The organism is Streptomyces sp. NBC_00285, from assembly GCF_036174265.1.
GTDB lineage: Bacteria > Actinomycetota > Actinomycetes > Streptomycetales > Streptomycetaceae > Streptomyces.
On the sequence record NZ_CP108055.1, the window covers coordinates 5,850,109 to 5,867,024 of the forward strand.

The 16,916-nt window shown below is 69.9% G+C and carries 17 protein-coding genes and 1 tRNA gene; 9 read left to right on the forward strand and 9 right to left on the reverse strand.

Annotation, left to right across the window (positions count from 1 at the left end):
- Positions 1-6 precede the first annotated feature (6 nt).
- From OHT57_RS26920 to OHT57_RS26930, 3 genes are all read right to left on the reverse strand, one after another.
- Positions 7-80, reverse strand: a tRNA-Pro gene (locus tag OHT57_RS26920).
- A gap of 40 nt (positions 81-120) precedes the next feature.
- Positions 121-906, reverse strand: coding sequence for a Pr6Pr family membrane protein (locus tag OHT57_RS26925; protein ID WP_328749080.1), 786 nt, complete (start codon positions 904-906; stop codon positions 121-123).
- Positions 907-1,106: 200 nt separating this feature from the next.
- Entirely contained in the window at positions 1,107-2,036 is a 930-nt protein-coding gene (locus OHT57_RS26930; RefSeq protein ID WP_328749081.1) for a metallophosphoesterase, read from the reverse strand.
- 113 nt (positions 2,037-2,149) lie between these two features.
- Here OHT57_RS26930 and OHT57_RS26935 point away from each other — a divergent pair, with 113 nt between their 5' ends.
- On the forward strand, positions 2,150-2,614 hold the full coding sequence (locus tag OHT57_RS26935; protein ID WP_328749082.1) for a GatB/YqeY domain-containing protein: 465 nt from the start codon (positions 2,150-2,152) through the stop codon (positions 2,612-2,614).
- A 180-nt stretch (positions 2,615-2,794) separates the two neighbouring features.
- Here OHT57_RS26935 and OHT57_RS26940 read toward each other — a convergent pair whose 3' ends face one another.
- Positions 2,795-5,080 carry a transglycosylase domain-containing protein gene (locus OHT57_RS26940; protein ID WP_328749083.1) on the reverse strand — a complete coding sequence of 762 codons (2,286 nt, stop codon included), beginning with the start codon at positions 5,078-5,080 and terminating at the stop codon, positions 2,795-2,797.
- Between the two features lie 527 nt (positions 5,081-5,607).
- Here OHT57_RS26940 and wblA point away from each other — a divergent pair.
- Entirely contained in the window at positions 5,608-5,946 is a 339-nt protein-coding gene (wblA, locus tag OHT57_RS26945; protein WP_328749084.1) for a transcriptional regulator WblA, read from the forward strand.
- 17 nt (positions 5,947-5,963) lie between these two features.
- On the opposite strand, the gene OHT57_RS26950 is transcribed toward wblA, so the two are convergent.
- Complete coding sequence (locus OHT57_RS26950) at positions 5,964-7,439, reverse strand: ArsA family ATPase (RefSeq protein ID WP_328749085.1); 1,476 nt, start codon at positions 7,437-7,439, stop codon at positions 5,964-5,966.
- Entirely contained in the window at positions 7,436-8,413 is a 978-nt protein-coding gene (locus OHT57_RS26955; protein ID WP_328749086.1) for an ArsA family ATPase, read from the reverse strand. The genes OHT57_RS26950 and OHT57_RS26955 overlap by 4 nt, the downstream gene beginning before the upstream one ends.
- Positions 8,414-8,562: 149 nt before the next feature.
- On the opposite strand from OHT57_RS26955, the gene OHT57_RS26960 reads away from it, so the two are divergent.
- From OHT57_RS26960 to OHT57_RS26975, 4 genes are all read left to right on the forward strand, one after another.
- Complete coding sequence (locus OHT57_RS26960; RefSeq protein ID WP_328749087.1) at positions 8,563-8,727, forward strand: DUF4177 domain-containing protein; 165 nt, start codon at positions 8,563-8,565, stop codon at positions 8,725-8,727.
- Entirely contained in the window at positions 8,724-9,191 is a 468-nt protein-coding gene (locus OHT57_RS26965) for a RidA family protein (RefSeq protein ID WP_328749088.1), read from the forward strand. Before OHT57_RS26960 ends, OHT57_RS26965 begins: the two co-directional genes overlap by 4 nt.
- Positions 9,192-9,570: 379 nt before the next feature.
- Complete coding sequence (locus OHT57_RS26970; protein ID WP_328749089.1) at positions 9,571-10,437, forward strand: NUDIX hydrolase; 867 nt, start codon at positions 9,571-9,573, stop codon at positions 10,435-10,437.
- The gene (locus OHT57_RS26975; protein WP_328749090.1) at positions 10,434-11,264 is read left to right on the forward strand and encodes an MBL fold metallo-hydrolase; all 831 of its coding nucleotides are present in this window, start codon (positions 10,434-10,436) and stop codon (positions 11,262-11,264) included. Before OHT57_RS26970 ends, OHT57_RS26975 begins: the two co-directional genes overlap by 4 nt.
- Before the next feature lie 151 nt (positions 11,265-11,415).
- On the opposite strand, the gene OHT57_RS26980 is transcribed toward OHT57_RS26975, so the two are convergent.
- Entirely contained in the window at positions 11,416-12,246 is an 831-nt protein-coding gene (locus OHT57_RS26980) for a nucleotidyltransferase (protein ID WP_328749091.1), read from the reverse strand.
- Between the two features lie 293 nt (positions 12,247-12,539).
- Positions 12,540-13,214 (reverse strand): Crp/Fnr family transcriptional regulator, encoded by a 675-nt coding sequence (locus OHT57_RS26985; protein WP_015658871.1) that lies wholly within the window; start codon positions 13,212-13,214, stop codon positions 12,540-12,542.
- 336 nt (positions 13,215-13,550) lie between these two features.
- On the opposite strand from OHT57_RS26985, the gene nth reads away from it, so the two are divergent.
- From nth to OHT57_RS27000, 3 genes are all read left to right on the forward strand, one after another.
- On the forward strand, positions 13,551-14,540 hold the full coding sequence (gene nth / locus OHT57_RS26990; protein WP_443053492.1) for an endonuclease III: 990 nt from the start codon (positions 13,551-13,553) through the stop codon (positions 14,538-14,540).
- 97 nt (positions 14,541-14,637) lie between these two features.
- Positions 14,638-15,327 (forward strand): NUDIX hydrolase, encoded by a 690-nt coding sequence (locus tag OHT57_RS26995; protein WP_328749093.1) that lies wholly within the window; start codon positions 14,638-14,640, stop codon positions 15,325-15,327.
- Positions 15,328-15,446: 119 nt separating this feature from the next.
- Positions 15,447-16,646 (forward strand): MarP family serine protease, encoded by a 1,200-nt coding sequence (locus OHT57_RS27000; protein ID WP_328749094.1) that lies wholly within the window; start codon positions 15,447-15,449, stop codon positions 16,644-16,646.
- 20 nt (positions 16,647-16,666) lie between these two features.
- Here OHT57_RS27000 and OHT57_RS27005 read toward each other — a convergent pair whose 3' ends face one another.
- Complete coding sequence (locus OHT57_RS27005) at positions 16,667-16,852, reverse strand: hypothetical protein (RefSeq protein ID WP_328749095.1); 186 nt, start codon at positions 16,850-16,852, stop codon at positions 16,667-16,669.
- Between the last annotated feature and the right edge of the window lie 64 nt (positions 16,853-16,916).

The following is a 16,916-nucleotide window of genomic DNA, read 5'->3' on the forward strand; positions in this document are numbered from 1 at the left end:
TAACTGTCGGGGTGGCGGGATTTGAACCCACGACCTCTTCGTCCCGAACGAAGCGCGCTACCAAGCTGCGCTACACCCCGATTGTCGCTGCTGCTGCTAGCCGCGGCGACGTCGTTTACTTTAGCCCACCGGTGGCTGGAGACGAAATCCGGTTTTGGGGCGGTGGCGGATGGGGTTCGGGCGGGCGTGGTCGAGGGCGACCAGCACAATCGCGAGGGCGTAGAAGGCGAGGCCGAGGAGGAGGGCGTTGCCGAGGACGCTCTTGTAGCCGTGGAGGTCGACGTCCAGGAAGGGGTAGAGGTAGCGGCCGCCGGTACCCGGAGGGATCAGTTCCCCTCGGGTGAAGGAGAACGCCAGGTACGCCAGCGGGTACACCAGCCAGGTTGCCGCCCGGCGCAAGTGCAGGCGGCCGGGGGGCGTGAGGAGCAGCCAGTCCAGGACCGCCGCCGCCGGGATCACCGTATGCAGGAGATGGGCGGTCACCGCGTGCCAGCCCGTCGGGGCCGCCGCGGATCCGGTCAGGGAGAACGGGCTCGACGCGTTCGCCAGGAGCAGGTGGTACACCAGGGCGGTGATCGTGGCGTAGAGGAGTGTCGCGCCTGTCAAGGCCGATGGCAGGGGGTGGCGGGCGGTCCAGGCTCTGCGGGCCGAGAGCAGGAGCACCGCGGCCAGGAGGATCGCGCTCTGGACGGAGAAGTAGCTCAGAGCGCGGACCGGGCTGGTCTGCAGCACTTCGGCGGTCACGGTTGCCGCGGCCGCCATGGCCACCAGTACGCGGTAGGCGGCGGCCACGGGATGCCGTACGGGAGCCACCACCGCCGTGGCGGGGACGGGGCAGGGCAGGAATGTGGGCATGCCCGGCACTGCGGGGAGGTCCGGGATGTCCCTGGGTATCGGCGCGGTCATGCCCTCACGCTAGGCAGGACTGACAAAAGGGGCAATACGGGCGGACTGTGCGGGTTAATCCCCACCCCGCCCCACCCCACCCCACACCACTCCACGCCGCACCTACCGGAGCGGAGACGCCGAGCGCGCAGAAGGCCAGAAGGCCCGCAAGGCACGGAGGCGCCGGCCCAAGACCGGCCCACGCCCGCCCCACGACCCCCCTACACCGCCCGCTCCACCAGCGTCAGCAACGTCACCTCCGGCGGGCACGCGAACCTCACCGGTGTGTAGCGGCTCGCGCCGCAGCCCGCCGACACGTGCAGATACGACGTCCTGCCCTCCGCCGTGTGGCTGGACAGGCCCTTCACCCGGTCGGTGTCCAGATCACAGTTCGTCACGAACGCGCCGTAGAAGGGGAGGCAGATCTGGCCGCCGTGGGTGTGGCCGGCCAGGATCAGCGGGTAGTCGTCCGCGGTGAAGGCGTCCAGGGCGCGGAGGTACGGGGCGTGCACCACGCCCATCGAGAAGTCCGCGGCGCCGGACGGGCCGCCGGCCACCTCCGTGTACCGGTCCCTCTTGATGTGCGGGTCGTCCAGGCCGGTCAGCTCCACCGACACGCCCTCGATCTTCAGCATGCCCCGCGTGTTCGTGAGGTTCTGCCAGCCCGCCGCGCCGAAACCGTCCCGCAGGTCTTCCCACGGGTTGTGGACGACGTCCACGGCGGGCGCGTTGCCGTTCAGGCCGTGCCGGCCCTGGGCCTTCTCGTACAGGTAGCGGGCGGGGTTACGGAGCGAGGGGCCGAAGTAGTCGTTGGAGCCGAAGACGTAAGCGCCCGGGAACTCCATCAGCGGGCCGAGCGCGTCCAGTACCTCTGGCACGCCCTGCGGGTCCGAGAGGTTGTCACCCGTGTTGATCACGAAGTCCGGGCGCAGGCCCGCCAGCGAGCGCAGCCAGCGCTGCTTCTTGCGCTGGCCGCCGACCATGTGGATGTCGGAGACCTGGAGCACCCGAAGCGGGCGCATGCCGGCCGGCAGGACGGGGACCGTCACCCGTCGCAGGCGGAAGGAGCGGGTCTCGAAACCCGCGGAGTAAAGCAGACCGGCGGCGCCAACCGCCGCGATTCCCAGGGGAACTCCGTATCGCGCGCGCATACGTCCATCGTGTCAGACCCGGCGGACACCGACTCCCGGCGGTCGCCGAGGACGCCACCGCTCTCGCGAAATGCGCGGGCGCCGACCGTCGTACACCTGCGACAATCAAACCCATGACCACGCTCAAGTCGAAGCTGCAGGAAGACCTCACCGCCGCCGTCAGGGAGCGCGACGAGCTCCGCTCCTCGACGCTGCGGCTGACGCTCACCGCGATCACCAAGGAGGAGGTCGCGGGCAAGGTGAAGCGCGTGCTCTCCGACGACGAGGTCCTGAAAGTGATCACCAAGGAGGCGAAGAAGCGCCGCGAGGCCGCGGACGCCTTCGCGCAGGGTGGTCGTCCCGAGTCCGCCGAGCGGGAGAAGGCGGAGGGCGAGGTGCTCGCCGGGTACCTGCCCAAGCAGCTCGGCGACGACGAGCTGAACGACATCGTCGTCCAGGCCGTCGAGGAGGCGAAGGCGGCCGGCGCCGAGGGGCCGCGGGCCATGGGCGCTGTCATGAAGATCGTGAACCCGAAGGTGGCTGGCCTGGCGGAGGGCGGCCGGGTCGCCGCGGTGGTGAAGAAGCTCCTGGCCGACTGACGCCGACGCCAACGCCAACGCCAAAACCGAAGCTGGCAGGTAGCAGGCAGCACGTACGTGCCGGGCAACAGCCATGACGCCGCCGTAACACCGCCTCGCACCAGAGCCCCGCCCCGCATCTCTGCGGGGCGGGGCTCCGACGTGTCTACGGCGTCCGGGCGGCCGACGTGTCAGCCGGTGTCAGCCGCGCCCGCCTCCGTTGTTGCTGTTTCCGTTCCCGTTGGTCGTGCCCTGGATGAAGCCCTCCGGGATCGAGAAGGTGGGCGTCGGGAAGGTGGTGTTGCCACCGTCGTTGCCGCCATTGTCGTTGCCGCCGTTGTCGTTACCGCCGTTGTTGTTTCCGGCGGTGTCACCGTCGTTGTTGCCGTCACCCTTGCCCTTGTCCTTCTTCGGCGGGTCCGGGATGTTGACGAGGGTGAAGTTCGGGGCGTCCCGGCCCTCCAGGGCGCCGCTCATCATGTCGCGCCAGATCGGTCCGGGGACCTCACCACCGAACACCTTGGAGTGCCAGACGCCGCCGATGGTGATCTGCTGCATCTTGCGCTTGTGAGCGGGGTCGCCGACCCAGACGGCACCGGCCATGTTCGGGGTGTAGCCCACGAACCAGGCCGCGAAGCGCTCGTCGGTCGTACCCGTCTTGCCCGCGCTGTCACGGCTGGGGCCGAGCCCCGCCTGCGAGCCCGTGCCGTCCTCGACCACGCCCTTGAGGAGCGTGTTGATGGTGTCGGCGGTGGTCTCCGACATCGCCCGCGAGCAGGTCGACTTCGGAACCTGCAGGGACTTCGACTTCTCGCCGACCCGCTGGGTGATCGACTCGATGGCGACCGGGGTGCAGTACATGCCGCGCGAGGCGAAGGTCGCGTACGCGTTCGCCATGGTCAGCGGGGACATCTCCTGGGTGCCCAGGGCGATCGAGGGGGCCTGCTGGATCTTGCCGCCGTCCGCGCGCTCGACACCCATCTTCGCGGCCATCTCCGTCACCGGGCAGATGCCGATGTCGCTGATCAGCTGCACGTAGTAGGTGTTGACCGACTTCGCGGTCGCGGTCTTCATGTCGTACGGGCCGACCTCGGACTCGTTCTCGTTGGAGACCGGGACACCCTTCTCGTTCCAGACGTTGCCGCTGCACTCCTGGACCGGTGCCGGATAGTCCATCTCGTACGGCGAGGGGTACATCTGCGTCGCCGGCGTACCGCCCTCGATGGCTGCCGCGGCCACGATCGGCTTGAACGTCGAACCGGGCTGGTAGCCCGCGCCGCCGCCCATGGACTGGTTGACCGAGAGGTTGAGCGTCGTCTCGTTCTTCTTGGTGTTGATGCCGTACGGCCGCGACTGGCCCATCGCCAGGATCTTGCCGGTGCCGGGCTGGACGATGGTGGCCGCGGTGGCCACGTCGTCCTTCTGGTAGACGTGCTCCTTGATGGACTTCTGTGCCGACTTCTGGGCCTGCGGGTCCATGGTGGTGCGGATCGTCAGGCCGCCCTGGTTCCAGACCTTGGCCCGGGCCTCCTTGGTCTTGCCGAAGACCGGGTCGGTCAGGAAGACCTCACGGACGTAGTCGCAGAAGAATCCCGCGCCCTTGACCGCGGTGATGCAGCCGTTCTTGGGCTTGCTGACCTTGAGGCCCAGCGGCTGCTCCTTGGCCTTGTCGGCCTCCGCCTTGGAGACATCGCCGACCTCGGCCATGCGCTGGAGCACGGTGTTGCGCCGCTTGGTCGCCTCGGCCTCGTCGTTGACAGGGTCGTAGCGGCTCGGGGACTGCACGATGCCGGCGAGCAGCGCCGACTGCTCCAGGTCGAGGTCCTTCGCGTGCTTCGAGAAGTAGCGCTGGGATGCTGCCTCGACGCCGTACGCCTGCTGACCGAAGAAGGTGATGTTGAGGTAGTTCTCGAGGATCTTCTTCTTGCCGAGTTCCTCTTCGAGCTGGATCGCGTACTTCAGCTCGCGGATCTTGCGGCCGATGGTCTGCTGGGTGGCCTCGGCGACCTTCGTCGGGTCGTCGCCGGCCTCCTCCACCGCGACGTTCTTCACGAGCTGCTGGGTCAGCGTGGAGGCGCCCTGCGAGACCCCGCCGCTCTGCGCGTTCTTGTTCAGCGCGCGCAGGACGCCCTTCAGGTCGACCGCGCCGTGCTGGTAGAAGCGCGAGTCCTCGATCGCGACGATCGCCTTCTGCATGTACGGCGAGATGTCCTTGAGCTCGACCACCGTGCGGTCGCGCGAGTACACCGTGGCGATGGTGCCGCCCTTGCTGTCGAGGATCGTGGTGCGCTGACTCAGCGGCGGCGTCTTCAGGTTGGTCGGGAGCTCGTCGAAACTCTCCACCGACCCCTTGGCCGCGAGCCCCAGCGCGCCGGCCGCGGGCAACGCGATGCCGGCCATCACCGCTCCCGCGAGAACACTGACTCCGAGGAACTTGGCGGCCTGCTGCGTGGGCGACAGACCGCCACCCGAGCGCTTCTTCGACATGGGGGCAGCCTAATCCGTACTGATGTGTGTTCCGAGGGAGCCCATGTCACGGCACGGCGACGGAAGCGGCACCAGGGCGTCGGAGCGGTTCCACGACGGCAGCCAAGAGGGCATGACGACAGGAGCGCTCTACCTTCTCATTCACCGGACACGCGCACAGGCCTTGGCCTAAGCTGCTCTCAACTGTCACAGCAGTAGGGCTACGTATCAATACGTCCGCCGATCCCGAATCGTTGCGGTCGTCCCCATTTTTTTTGGTGGGCACGTGTCCGAATCCGCCTCGTGTGTCATCAGGTGCCCGTTGTGACGCAAGACAAGTGTCCTGGTTCGCCGGGATAGTCATGTATGTCGCGGGCTCACTCCCCCGGGTGATCTGCCGCTTACGCATAGTCCGTTCGGGCCATTCAAGATTGGGCCCGAAGGGGGTGTTGCGCTGTGCCTGCCTTCCGTAACGTCCTCAACTGGCAGCGGTGAATATGCCGCTGCCGCCGTGGGGGAGCCTCGATTCGGGAGAGGACGGCGCCGGTATGGGCTGGGTAGTCGACTGGAGTGCGCAGGCGGCCTGCCGCACTACCGATCCGGATGAACTGTTTGTTCAAGGAGCAGCGCAGAACCGGGCGAAGGCAGTGTGCACCGGATGTCCGGTGCGCACGGAGTGCCTCGCCGACGCGCTGGACAACCACGTCGAGTTCGGCGTGTGGGGAGGCATGACGGAGCGCGAGCGCCGCGCACTGCTGCGCAGGCGTCCGACGGTCACCTCGTGGCGCCGGCTCCTGGAGACCGCGCGCGTCGAGTACGAGCGAGGGGTCGGCATCCTGCCCCTCGACGACGACGAGGTGTACGAGAACTACTTGGCGGTGAGCTGAGGGGGGCACCCCCCGGTTCAGTCCCCGGCAGACTCGGGCAGCTCCGGTTGCCCGGCCGCGAGCCGGCTTCCGATGTGCCGCAGCCCCGCGAGGTCGTGCACGTCGCCGGGCAGGGCGGCCACTTCGGCCACCGCCACCTCGGGGTGGCGTGCCGTGAAGCGGTCACGCGTGCGCTGCTCGCGGGAGAGCAGTTGCATACGGTCGGCATGCAGTCTCAACAAGCCTGCCGTGAGCTGGTCGACGGACCGGTCGGCGGGGTTGGCGGACCGGTCACCAAGGTCGGCGGACCGCTCCTTCTCCGTGCGCTCCGAGACGGTGTTCTCCGAGTCGGCGGGGGAGCCTTCGTCAGGAGCCGGTGCTTCGGAAGCGGGAGACTCTGAACTGCCGTACGTGTCGGGAGAGTTACGAAGTCCAGCTTTCCCGCCCTCCTGATCGACAATGCGGGGCACTTCAAGATTTTCTACGGCCTCGAGATTCTCCGCAGCCTCGAGATTTTCTGCGGCCTCGAGATTTTCCGCGGCGGCGAGTGCCCGCTCGGCCGAGAGCCGGTCGGCTCCGCTGCCGTGGACCCGGTTGAGCACCAGCCCGGCGAACGGCATGTCCTCCGCGGCCAGCCGCTCCACGAAGTACGCGGCCTCGCGCAGTGCGTCCCGCTCCGGGGCCGCCACCACGAGGAACGCCGTCCCGGGCGCTTGGAGAAGCTTGTACGTCGCGTCCGCGCGGGTGCGGAAGCCGCCGAAGGTCGTGTCCATCGCGGCGACGAACGTCTGGACGTCCTTGAGGAGTTGGCCGCCCAGCAGCTTGCCGAGGGTGCCGGTCATCATCGACATCCCGACGTTCAGGAACTTCATGCCTGCGCGGCCGCCGAGCTTGGCGGGGGCGGTGAGCAGCCGGATGAGGCGTCCGTCGAGGAAGGACCCGAGCCGCTTCGGGGCGTCCAGGAAGTCCAGCGCCGAGCGGGACGGGGGCGTGTCCACGATGATCAGGTCCCACTCGTCCCGGGCCCGCAGCTGCCCGAGTTTCTCCATCGCCATGTACTCCTGCGTGCCCGCGAAGCCCGCCGAGAGCGACTGGTAGAACGGGTTGCCCAGGATCGCGGCCGCCCGCTCGGCGTCCGCGTGCGCCTCGACGATCTCGTCGAAGGTGCGCTTCATGTCGAGCATCATCGCGTGCAGTTCGCCCTCGCCGTCGACGCCCTTCACACGGCGCGGGGTGTTGTCGAGCGAGTCGATGCCCATGGACTGGGCCAGCCGGCGGGCCGGGTCGATGGTGAGGACGACGACCTTGCGGCCCCGCTCGGCGGCGCGCAGGCCGAGGGCGGCAGCGGTCGTGGTCTTGCCGACACCGCCCGAGCCGCAGCACACCACGATGCGGGTCCCCGGATCGTCGATCAGAGGGTCTAGGTCGAGCACGGGTGCGGGGGAGAGGCGGTGCGGGCGGTCCGGGCGCGAACTCTGGGGGGTTCGGTTGTGCCGGTCGGCGTCCGGGCTCATGACATCCCCTGCTTTCGCAGCTCGGTGGCCAGTTCGTACAGACCTGCCAGGTCCATGCCCTCGGTCAGCAAGGGCAGTTCGTGCAGCGGCAGTCCCAACTCGCCGAGGACCGCGCGCTGTTCGTGCTCCAGCTCGTACCGCTCGGCGTACTCCTCGGCCTGCCTGACCAGCGGGCCGACCAGTTTCTCGGCGTTGCCCCCGCGGCGGGCGCCGCCGAGTCCGGCCGAGGACAGCGCCTTCGCCACGGCCGCACGCGGGGTGGTCCGTACGAGTTCCAGGTCGGTGCCGTCCAACACCTCCGGGCGCACCATGTTCACGACGATCCGCCCCACGGGCAGGCGGGCGGACCGGAGTTCGGCGATGCCGTCCGCGGTCTCCTGGACGGGCATCTCCTCCAGGAGGGTGACCAGGTGGACGGCCGTCTCCGGGGATTTCAGCACCCGCATCACGGCCTGTGCCTGATTGTGTATCGGGCCGATCTTGGCCAGCCCGGCGACCTCGTCGTTGACGTTCAGGAAGCGGGTGATACGGCCGGTGGGGGGTGCGTCCATCACGACGTAGTCGTAGCTGAAGCGGCCGGACTTGTCCTTGCGGCGGACCGCCTCGCAGGCCTTGCCCGTCAGAAGGACGTCTCTGAGGCCGGGCGCGATGGTGGTGGCGAAGTCGATCGCGCCGAGCTTCTTCAGGGCGCGTCCCGCTCCGCCCAGTTTGTAGAACATCTGGAGGTAGTCCAGAAGGGCCAGTTCGGGGTCGATGGCGAGGGCGTACACCTCCCCGCCCCCCGGAGCGACGGCGATCTTCCGTTCCTCATAGGGCAGCGTCTCCGTTTCGAAGAGCTGCGCGATTCCCTGGCGGCCCTCTACCTCGACGAGAAGCGTCCGCTTCCCCTCGGTGGCGAGGGCCAGCGCTAGGGCTGCGGCGACCGTGGTCTTACCGGTCCCGCCCTTACCGCTGACGACCTGGAGCCTGCTCACGTATTCGAGCGTAACCAGTCGGCGGCGAACCTAAGCAAGAGGCTGTGGATAACGCGGGTACGGGCTGTGGGCGAACGGCGAATCCTGGCCAGGTCACGGCTCATGGGCGGGCGGCGGGCCGTGGTCGGGCAGCGGCTAAAGTCGGCCGCATGACCAAGAAGTGGGAATACTCGACCGTGCCGCTGCTCGTCCATGCCACGAAGCAGATCCTGGACACCTGGGGCGAGGACGGCTGGGAGCTCGTGCAGGTCGTGCCCGGGCCGAACAACCCCGAGCAGCTGGTGGCCTACCTGAAGCGGGAGCGGGCGGCGTGAGCGCGGTCGAGGAGCGACTCGCGGAGCTGGGGCTGACGCTGCCGGCGGTCGTGCCGCCGTTGGCCGCGTATCAGCCGGCCGTGCAGTCGGGGGTGTACGTGTACACCTCGGGCCAGCTGCCCATGGTCGACGGCAAGCTTCCCGTCACCGGCAAGGTGGGCGCGGAGGTCACGGCCGAGGAGGCGAAGGCGCTGGCCCGCACCTGCGCGCTGAACGCGCTGGCGGCGGTGAAGTCGGTCGTGGGGGACCTGGACAGGGTCGCGCGCGTGGTGAAGGTCGTGGGGTTCGTGGCGTCCGCCCCGGACTTCACGGGCCAGCCGGGTGTGATCAACGGCGCGAGTGAGCTGCTGGGCGAGGTGCTCGGCGTCAAGGGCGTGCACGCGCGGAGTGCGGTGGGTGTCGCGGTGCTTCCGCTGGACGCGCCGGTCGAGGTCGAGGTGCAGGTGGAGCTCACCGAGGTGTGATGCCTGCGGGTGCCCGCGGGTGCCTGCGGGTGCCTGCGGCGGTCTGTGCGGGTTGGTGGGGGCGGGCGTTTTTTGCGCAGTTCCCCGCGCCCCTGATGCCTGCGGCGGCCTGTTTCGGTTCGGTGGGGGCTCGTGTAGCGCGTGCGGGTGCGGTGGGTGGGTCGGGGCTGGGGTGGGGGGTGTCCGTCCTCGGTCCGGCGGCTCGGTTCCTTGAAGAGTGCTCGGTGACTGACGCCGGCCGCTGCGGGCGGGCACCCCCCACCCCGGCCCCTTCGCGCCGCCGGCGGCCGCCGGCACGTCGTGGCGTGCGACTTCACCCGCCGATCCCCTCACGGGCCCGGCTCTCGAACATCCGCGCCCCACGAGTTAGCCTCCGCCCATGGCAAACGGGCAGTGGTACCCAGCGGAGTGGCCGGACCGTATCCGCGCACTCGCGGACGGCACGCTCCAGCCGGCCGTGCCGAAACGCGCGGCCACCGTGATGCTGCTGAAGGACACGGCGACCGGGACCGTCGTGCACATGCTGCGCAGACGTGCCTCCATGGCCTTCGCGGGAGGCGCGTACGCCTATCCCGGCGGCGGTGTCGACCCCCGTGACGACGACCACCAGATCCACTGGGCGGGCCCCACACGCGCGTGGTGGGCGACTCGGCTCGGGGTGGACGAGACCACGGCCCAGGCGATCGTCTGCGCGGCCGTTCGGGAGACCTACGAGGAGGCGGGCGTCCTGCTCGCCGGGCCGACGCCCGATTCGGTCGTCGGGGACACGACGGGCCCCGAATGGGAGGCCGACCGTGCCGCTCTCGTCGCCCGGGAGCTCTCCTTCGCCGAGTTCCTGGAGCGCCGGGGCCTCGTCCTGCGCTCGGATCTGCTCGGCGCCTGGACACGCTGGATCACGCCCGACTTCGAACCCCGTCGCTATGACACGTGGTTCTTCGTCGCCGCCCTCCCGGAGGGCCAGCGCACCCGCAACGCCTCCACGGAGGCCGACCGCACCGTGTGGATCCGGCCCCAGGACGCGGCGGAGGGCTACGACAAGGGCGAGCTGCTGATGATGCCGCCCACCATCGCCACCCTGCGGCAGCTCACCGCCCACGGTGCCGCCGACGCGCTCGCCGCCGCCGCCGACCGCGACCTGACCCCCGTCCTCGCGCGGGCCCGGCTGGTGGACGACGAGATCGTGCTCTCCTGGCCGGGACACGACGAGTTCACCAAACACATCCCGACCGGTGGAGCCTCCGCATGACCGACGCCGCAGCCCTGCCCGGCCGGCCACGGGACGGGGTTCTCGCGGGCCCCGCCACCGCACGGGCCGTCAACGTTCTCGCGCCCAACGCCTCCGCGATGACCCTGGACGGCACCAACACGTGGATCCTGTCGGAGCCCGGCTCCGAGCTCGCCGTGGTCGTGGACCCCGGTCCGCTCGACGAGGGGCACCTCCGTGCCGTCGTCGACACGGCCGAGGCGGCCGGCAAGCGCGTCGCCCTCACGCTGCTCACCCACGGCCACCCCGACCACGCCGAGGGCGCCGCCCGATTCGCGGAACTGACCCGCACCGCGGTGCGGGCCCTGGATCCGGCGCTGCGGCTGGGGGAGGAGGGCCTGGGCGCCGGGGACGTGGTCAACGTCGGAGGGCTGGAGCTGAGGGTCGTTTCGACGCCCGGGCACACCGCCGACTCGCTGTGCTTCCATCTCCCGGCCGATCAGGCCGTCCTGACCGGTGACACCGTCCTGGGGCGCGGGACGACCGTGGTGGCCCATCCTGACGGCCGCCTGGGCGACTACCTGGACTCGCTGCGGCGGCTGAGGTCGCTGACGGTCGACGACGGCGTCCACACGGTCCTGCCCGGCCACGGGCCTGTCCTGGAGGACGCCCAGGGCGCCGTCGAGTTCTATCTCGCGCACCGCGCCCACCGGCTCGCGCAGGTCGAGACGGCCGTGGAGAACGGCCACCGGGCACCCGAGGCCGTCGTGGAACGCGTGTACGCGGATGTAGACCGCTCACTCTGGCCGGCCGCCGAGCTGTCGGTGCGGGCGCAGCTGGAGTACCTGGAGGAGCACGGGCTCATCTAGGGCCCCTTCTGATGGATCTCCGCGGCGTCGCGACGCCCGGCACGCTCCCTCGACGCACGGTGTGAAGGGCCAGGTGGCTCCGCCACATGACCCTTCACACCGCACGCCGAGCGCACGCACCGAACGCCGCTCCTTCTCCCGCGGAGATCCATCAGAAGGGGCCCTGCGCCTTCGTGCCGTGCACACGCGTGTACTCGTCCGCCAGCCACGGGCCCAGGTCGTCGACGTACCTCCGCAAGTCGGCCGGGTCGGCGGTCGGGGCGTGGCCCAGAACGGCCGCCGACCGTAGCTCGTCGGCGCGCTGCGGGTAGTACCCGGCGAAGATCTCCGCCATCTCGCCCAGGTCGCTCGTCCAGCCGTTCCAGCGGGGCATGACCAGGGTGAACGCGGTGCGGACCAGGCGGCGTGACATGAAGCGGACCAGGGGGCGCCGGGTCTCGTCGGAGTCCGCCGCGTCGATCCGCTCGCGCCAGCGGGGCAGCAGGAGGGCGAGGTCGCCGTTCGTCTCCCGGGCGAGCAGCGAGTCGGGACGGTAGCGGGGCAGGTACTCGGCCAGGTCCTCGCCGAGCAGCGGGGTGCACAGGCACGCCACGAACCAGCCCAGGTCGTGTCGTTCCAGCTCGCTCAGCAGCAGCCCGCGGCCGTACAGCAGCGTTCCGACGCCGTCGATCTGCGGGAACTCCTTGTCGAGTGCCTCCCCGAGCGCCTGTACGCCCTCCCGGTCCGCGTCGGCCGGTTCGTCCCGCAGGGCGAGCAGGAGGTCGAGGTCGCTGCGGCCCACCCGCGCGGTGCCGCGCGGGATCGAGCCGTACAGGTAGGCGCTGTCCAGCCGTGACCCGAACAGGTCGAGCACCCGGTCCCGTGCGGCAGCGACGACCGGGCGGAAGGGGAGCGGGATTCTCCCGAGGGAACCCTCGCGCTCGATGAAGCCCTGGGCGTCGAGCCCCTTGAGGGCGACGGGGCGAACGGTTTCGGCGGCCATGGGATCACTGTGCCCGGGGGTGGGCGCGGGGTCAGGTCATTTATGGCCCTGGACGGGCCGTGTGGGGCCGTGTGGGGCCGAACGTGCGGCGGCATCGAGATGGGGGCGCGGAGGTGACGCGTGTCCCTGCGGGAAGGGCGTGGCGGCGAAGCGTGTCTTTGGCGGGGGTCACGTCGAGGCGGCGCGCGGGGTCCCACCGAAGGAGCGGCGCTCGGAGAACCGGCCCGCGGCCGTACACGTAGAGGGCCCCGCCGTGTGGCGGGGCCCTCTACGTCGTTCGTACGGTCAGTCGCTCACCGGGAGCGCTTGGCGAGCCTCTCGACGTCCAGGAGGATCACCGCGCGGGCCTCCAGCCGGAGCCAGCCGCGCTGGGCGAAGTCCGCGAGGGCCTTGTTGACCGTCTCGCGGGAGGCGCCGACCAGCTGGGCCAGCTCCTCCTGCGTGAGGTCGTGGACGACGTGGATGCCCTCCTCGGACTGCACACCGAAGCGGCGCGAGAGGTCCAGGAGCGCGCGGGCCACACGGCCGGGGACGTCCGAGAACACCAGGTCGGACATCGCGTCATTGGTGCGCCGCAGTCGACGGGCGACGGCGCGCAGCAGCGCGGTGGCCACCTCGGGGCGGGCGTTCAGCCAGGGCTGGAGGTCGCCGTGGCCGAGACCCAGCAGCTTGACCTCGGTGAGCGCGGTGGCGGTCGCTGTGCGCGGGCCCGGGTCGAACAGCGACAGTTCGCCGATGAGTTCGCCGGGGCCGACCACGGCCAGCATGTTCTCGCGGCCGTCGGGGGAGGTGCGGTGGAGCTTGACCTTGCCCTCGGTGACGACGTAGAGCCGGTCGCCCGGGTCGCCCTCGTGGAACAGGGAGTCGCCTCGCGCGAGGGTCACCTCGCTCATGGAGGCGCGCAGTTCCGCGGACTGCTCGTCGTCAAGTGCCGCGAAGAGCGGGTTGCGCCGCAGAACGTCGTCCACGAGTTCTCTCCTTGTCGACCTGCTCAGGGGATCTTGTTCCCCCTTGGTACCAAGGGACCGTGGTGCCCATTTTGCCGGACGGTCCAAACAGTGTGATCTGTCACAAGGATGCCGTACACCTGTCCACCGGTAAGCGGCAGGGGTCCAATCGGGGACCGATCTTCTGGGTCCGGGGCGATTGTCAGTGTCGGGCTCTAGGCTGGCCGGGTGTCCAAAACGCCGGTGAGAGCGCAGGCCGAGGGGGTTGGGCGGGTGGTTGCAGGTCGGGATTCCGCCGTGGGCGAACAAGGCTCGAGTGGTGGAAAGAAAGCGGCAAAAGCGACGAAGAAGGCTGTGGTGAAGAAGGTTCCGGAGGCTGTGCAGACGGCCACCACGAGGCGGGGCACGACCGAGCGGAGCGCTACGGCGAAGGGCGCTGCCGAGAAGGCCGTTGTGGAGAAGGATGCGACTGAGAAGGGCGTCGCTAAGAAGGGCGTCGCCAAGAAGGTCGCCGCTCCTAAGGTCGTCGCGAAAAAGGCGCCGCTCAAGAAAGTCGCCGTCAAGCAGTCGGGGGCCGAGTCGCCGACCGCCCTGGTCCGCCGTGCCCGCCGGATCAACCGCGAACTCGCGGAGGTGTTCCCGTATGCCCACCCCGAGTTGGACTTCGAGAACCCCTTCCAGCTCGTCGTCGCCACGGTCCTGTCCGCGCAGACCACTGACCTGAGGGTCAATCAGACGACCCCCGCGCTCTTCGCCAAGTACCCGACCCCCGAGGACCTGGCCGCGGCGAACCCCGAGGAGGTCGAGGAGATCCTCCGGCCGACGGGCTTCTTCCGGGCCAAGACCAAGTCGGTGATAGGGCTGTCCAAGGCCCTGGTGGAGGACTTCGGAGGCGAGGTCCCGGGGCGGCTCGAAGACCTCGTCAAGCTGCCCGGCGTCGGCCGCAAGACCGCCTTCGTCGTGCTCGGCAACGCCTTCGGCCGGCCCGGCATCACCGTGGACACGCACTTCCAGCGGCTGGTCAGGCGCTGGAAGTGGACCGACCTGAGCGAGCCCGAGAAGATCGAGGCCGCCGTTGCCGCACTCTTCCCGAAGAGCGACTGGACCGACCTCTCGCACCACGTCATCTGGCACGGCCGCCGTATCTGCCACGCCCGTAAGCCGGCCTGCGGTGCCTGCCCCATCGCCCCGCTCTGCCCGGCCTACGGCGAAGGCGAGACCGACCCGGAGAAGGCCCGGAAGCTCCTCAAGTACGAGAAGGGCGGCTTCCCCGGACAGCGGCTGAATCCGCCGCAGGCCTACCTCGACGCGGGCGGGAAGGCCGCGCCGCCCCTGGGGGCCGGATGACACGCCGGAACACCTGCCGGGCGACACGCCGTTGGGTACGTTCCCAGGAACGATCACAGGTGCGTCGGGCGTTGGAACCGGCAGAACGGGGGTGGCGATGACACGCGCAAGCCATACGAAGGGCGTGATGATCGACAAGGACGGCCTGCCGGGCTGGCTGGAGCCGGTGGTGCGCGCCGTGGAGACGGTCGAGCCGCGGCAGCTGAGCCGCTTCCTGCCGCCGGAGAACGGCACGGGGCGGCAGTCGGCCGTGCTGGTCCTGTTCGGCGAGGGAGAGCGCGGTCCCGAACTGCTGCTCATGGAGCGGGCGAGTTCGCTGCGCTCGCACGCCGGGCAGCCGTCGTTCCCCGGCGGCGCGCTCGACCCCGAGGACGGAGACCCGAAGGGCGACGGGCCCCTGAGGGCCGCCCTGCGCGAGGCCGAGGAGGAGACCGGCCTCGACCCGTCCGGCGTCCAGCTCGTCGGAGTGCTGCCCAGGCTGTACATCCCGGTCAGCGGGTTCGTGGTGACCCCGGTGCTGGGCTGGTGGCGCGAGCCGAGCCCGGTCGGCGCCGTCGACCCGAACGAGACGGCACGCGTCTTCACCGTCCCCGTGGCGGATCTCACGGACCCCGACAACCGTGCGACGACCGTCCACCCCAGCGGTCACCGAGGTCCGGCATTTCTGGTCGAATCGGCCCTTGTCTGGGGCTTCACCGCCGGAATCATCGACCGGCTCCTGCACTACGCGGGCTGGGAGCGCCCCTGGGACCGCGAGAAGCAGGTCCCGCTCGACTGGCGCGCATGACAGGGTGAACTCCGTGTTGGGTCTTATCGGGGGACGCTGTGTCCGACTGCCGCTTCGCGGCGGGCCAGACCCCGGCCGACCCGTGGTGTACGTGAAGTGATGAGGCGAGGCTCGAACCGGTGAACGTGCTGGACATCCTGTTGCTGGTCGCCGCCGTGTGGTTCGCGATCGTCGGCTATCGCCAGGGCTTCGTCGTCGGCATCCTGTCGGTGATCGGTTTCCTGGGCGGCGGTCTCGTCGCCGTCTACACCCTCCCCGTCATCTGGGACGCGCTGACCGACCACGCCGAGGTCGGCACGGTCGCCGCCGTGGTCGGGGTGGTCGTCGTCATCGTCTGCGCCTCCATCGGCCAGGCCCTGACCACCCATCTCGGCAACAAACTGCGCCGCTACATCACCTGGTCCCCGGCCCGCGCCGTCGACGCGACCGGCGGCGCCCTGGTGAACGTCCTCGCGATGCTCCTGGTCGCCTGGCTGATCGGTGCCACCCTCGCGCAGACCACGATGCCGACCGTCGGCAAGGAGGTCCGCGGTTCCAAGGTGCTCCTCGGCGTGCAGGAGGCGCTGCCCTCCGACGCCGACACCTGGTTCAAGGACTTCACCTCGGTCCTCGCGCAGAACGGCTTCCCGCAGGTCTTCAGCCCGTTCTCCGACGAGCCGATCAAGGAGGTCCAGCCGCCCGACCCCAAGCTCGCGAACAGCGCGGTCGCCGCCCGAGCCCAGCGCTCCATCGTCAAGGTCATGGGCACCGCCCAGAGCTGCGGCAAGGTGCTGGAGGGCTCCGGGTTCGTCTTCGGCGACCGCCGTGTCATGACCAACGCCCATGTCGTCGGCGGCGTCGACGAGCCCACCGTCCAGCTGGGCGGCGAGGGCCGCAAGTACGACGCCACGGTCGTCCTCTACGACTGGCGGCGCGACATCGCCGTACTGGACGTGCCCGATCTGAAGGCGCCCGCCCTCCGGTTCACGTCAAAGGACGCGGCCAGCGGCGACAGCGCGATCGTCGCAGGGTTCCCGGAGAACGGCTCGTACGACGTCCGCTCCGCGCGTGTGCGCGGGCGCATCGACGCCCACGGACCGGACATCTACCACCGCGGCACCGTCAGCCGCGACGTCTACTCCCTCTACGCGACCGTCCGCCAGGGCAACTCCGGCGGCCCGCTGCTGACCCCCGACGGCAAGGTGTACGGCGTGGTCTTCGCGAAGTCGCTCGACGACGCCGACACCGGCTACGCGCTCACCGCGGACGAGATCCAGGAGGACATCGCCAAGGGGCGCACCGCGAACCAGCAGGTGGACAGCGACAGCTGCGCGCTGTGAGAGGTGTCGGGCCGGGCGCGTCAGCCTCGAGGGTGACGCAGGCGCACCGAGACCCAGCGGGCCCGGCGGCGCAGGATGCGCGGGATGCCCACCCTCAGGTCCGTGCCGCCCGCCAGTTGCGGGGCACCGCCCTGATGAGGGGAGCTCAGGCCACCGCCCGAGCGTCGGTTGCGTGCTACGTCACTGTAGTCGTGCGTCCAGCCCATACCCCGACGTCTGCCCCTGCCCCAAGGTCGATAACCTCCCCCACGCCCCTCAATTGGCCTATGC

Excerpts from the sequence above, each read along its gene's own strand:
- OHT57_RS26975 (WP_328749090.1), top strand. The coding sequence starts at position 10,434 with ATGACCGACGCCGCAGCCCTGCCCGGCCGGCCACGGGACGGGGTTCTC.
- OHT57_RS27005 (WP_328749095.1), bottom strand. The coding sequence starts at position 16,852 with ATGGGCTGGACGCACGACTACAGTGACGTAGCACGCAACCGACGCTCG.
- OHT57_RS26940 (WP_328749083.1), bottom strand. The coding sequence starts at position 5,080 with ATGTCGAAGAAGCGCTCGGGTGGCGGTCTGTCGCCCACGCAGCAGGCC.
- OHT57_RS26970 (WP_328749089.1), top strand. The coding sequence starts at position 9,571 with ATGGCAAACGGGCAGTGGTACCCAGCGGAGTGGCCGGACCGTATCCGC.
- OHT57_RS26935 (WP_328749082.1), top strand. The coding sequence starts at position 2,150 with ATGACCACGCTCAAGTCGAAGCTGCAGGAAGACCTCACCGCCGCCGTC.
- wblA (WP_328749084.1), top strand. The coding sequence starts at position 5,608 with ATGGGCTGGGTAGTCGACTGGAGTGCGCAGGCGGCCTGCCGCACTACC.
- OHT57_RS26995 (WP_328749093.1), top strand. The coding sequence starts at position 14,638 with ATGACACGCGCAAGCCATACGAAGGGCGTGATGATCGACAAGGACGGC.
- OHT57_RS26950 (WP_328749085.1), bottom strand. The coding sequence starts at position 7,439 with ATGAGCCCGGACGCCGACCGGCACAACCGAACCCCCCAGAGTTCGCGC.
- OHT57_RS26960 (WP_328749087.1), top strand. The coding sequence starts at position 8,563 with ATGACCAAGAAGTGGGAATACTCGACCGTGCCGCTGCTCGTCCATGCC.
- OHT57_RS26930 (WP_328749081.1), bottom strand. The coding sequence starts at position 2,036 with ATGCGCGCGCGATACGGAGTTCCCCTGGGAATCGCGGCGGTTGGCGCC.
- OHT57_RS26980 (WP_328749091.1), bottom strand. The coding sequence starts at position 12,246 with ATGGCCGCCGAAACCGTTCGCCCCGTCGCCCTCAAGGGGCTCGACGCC.
- OHT57_RS26925 (WP_328749080.1), bottom strand. The coding sequence starts at position 906 with ATGACCGCGCCGATACCCAGGGACATCCCGGACCTCCCCGCAGTGCCG.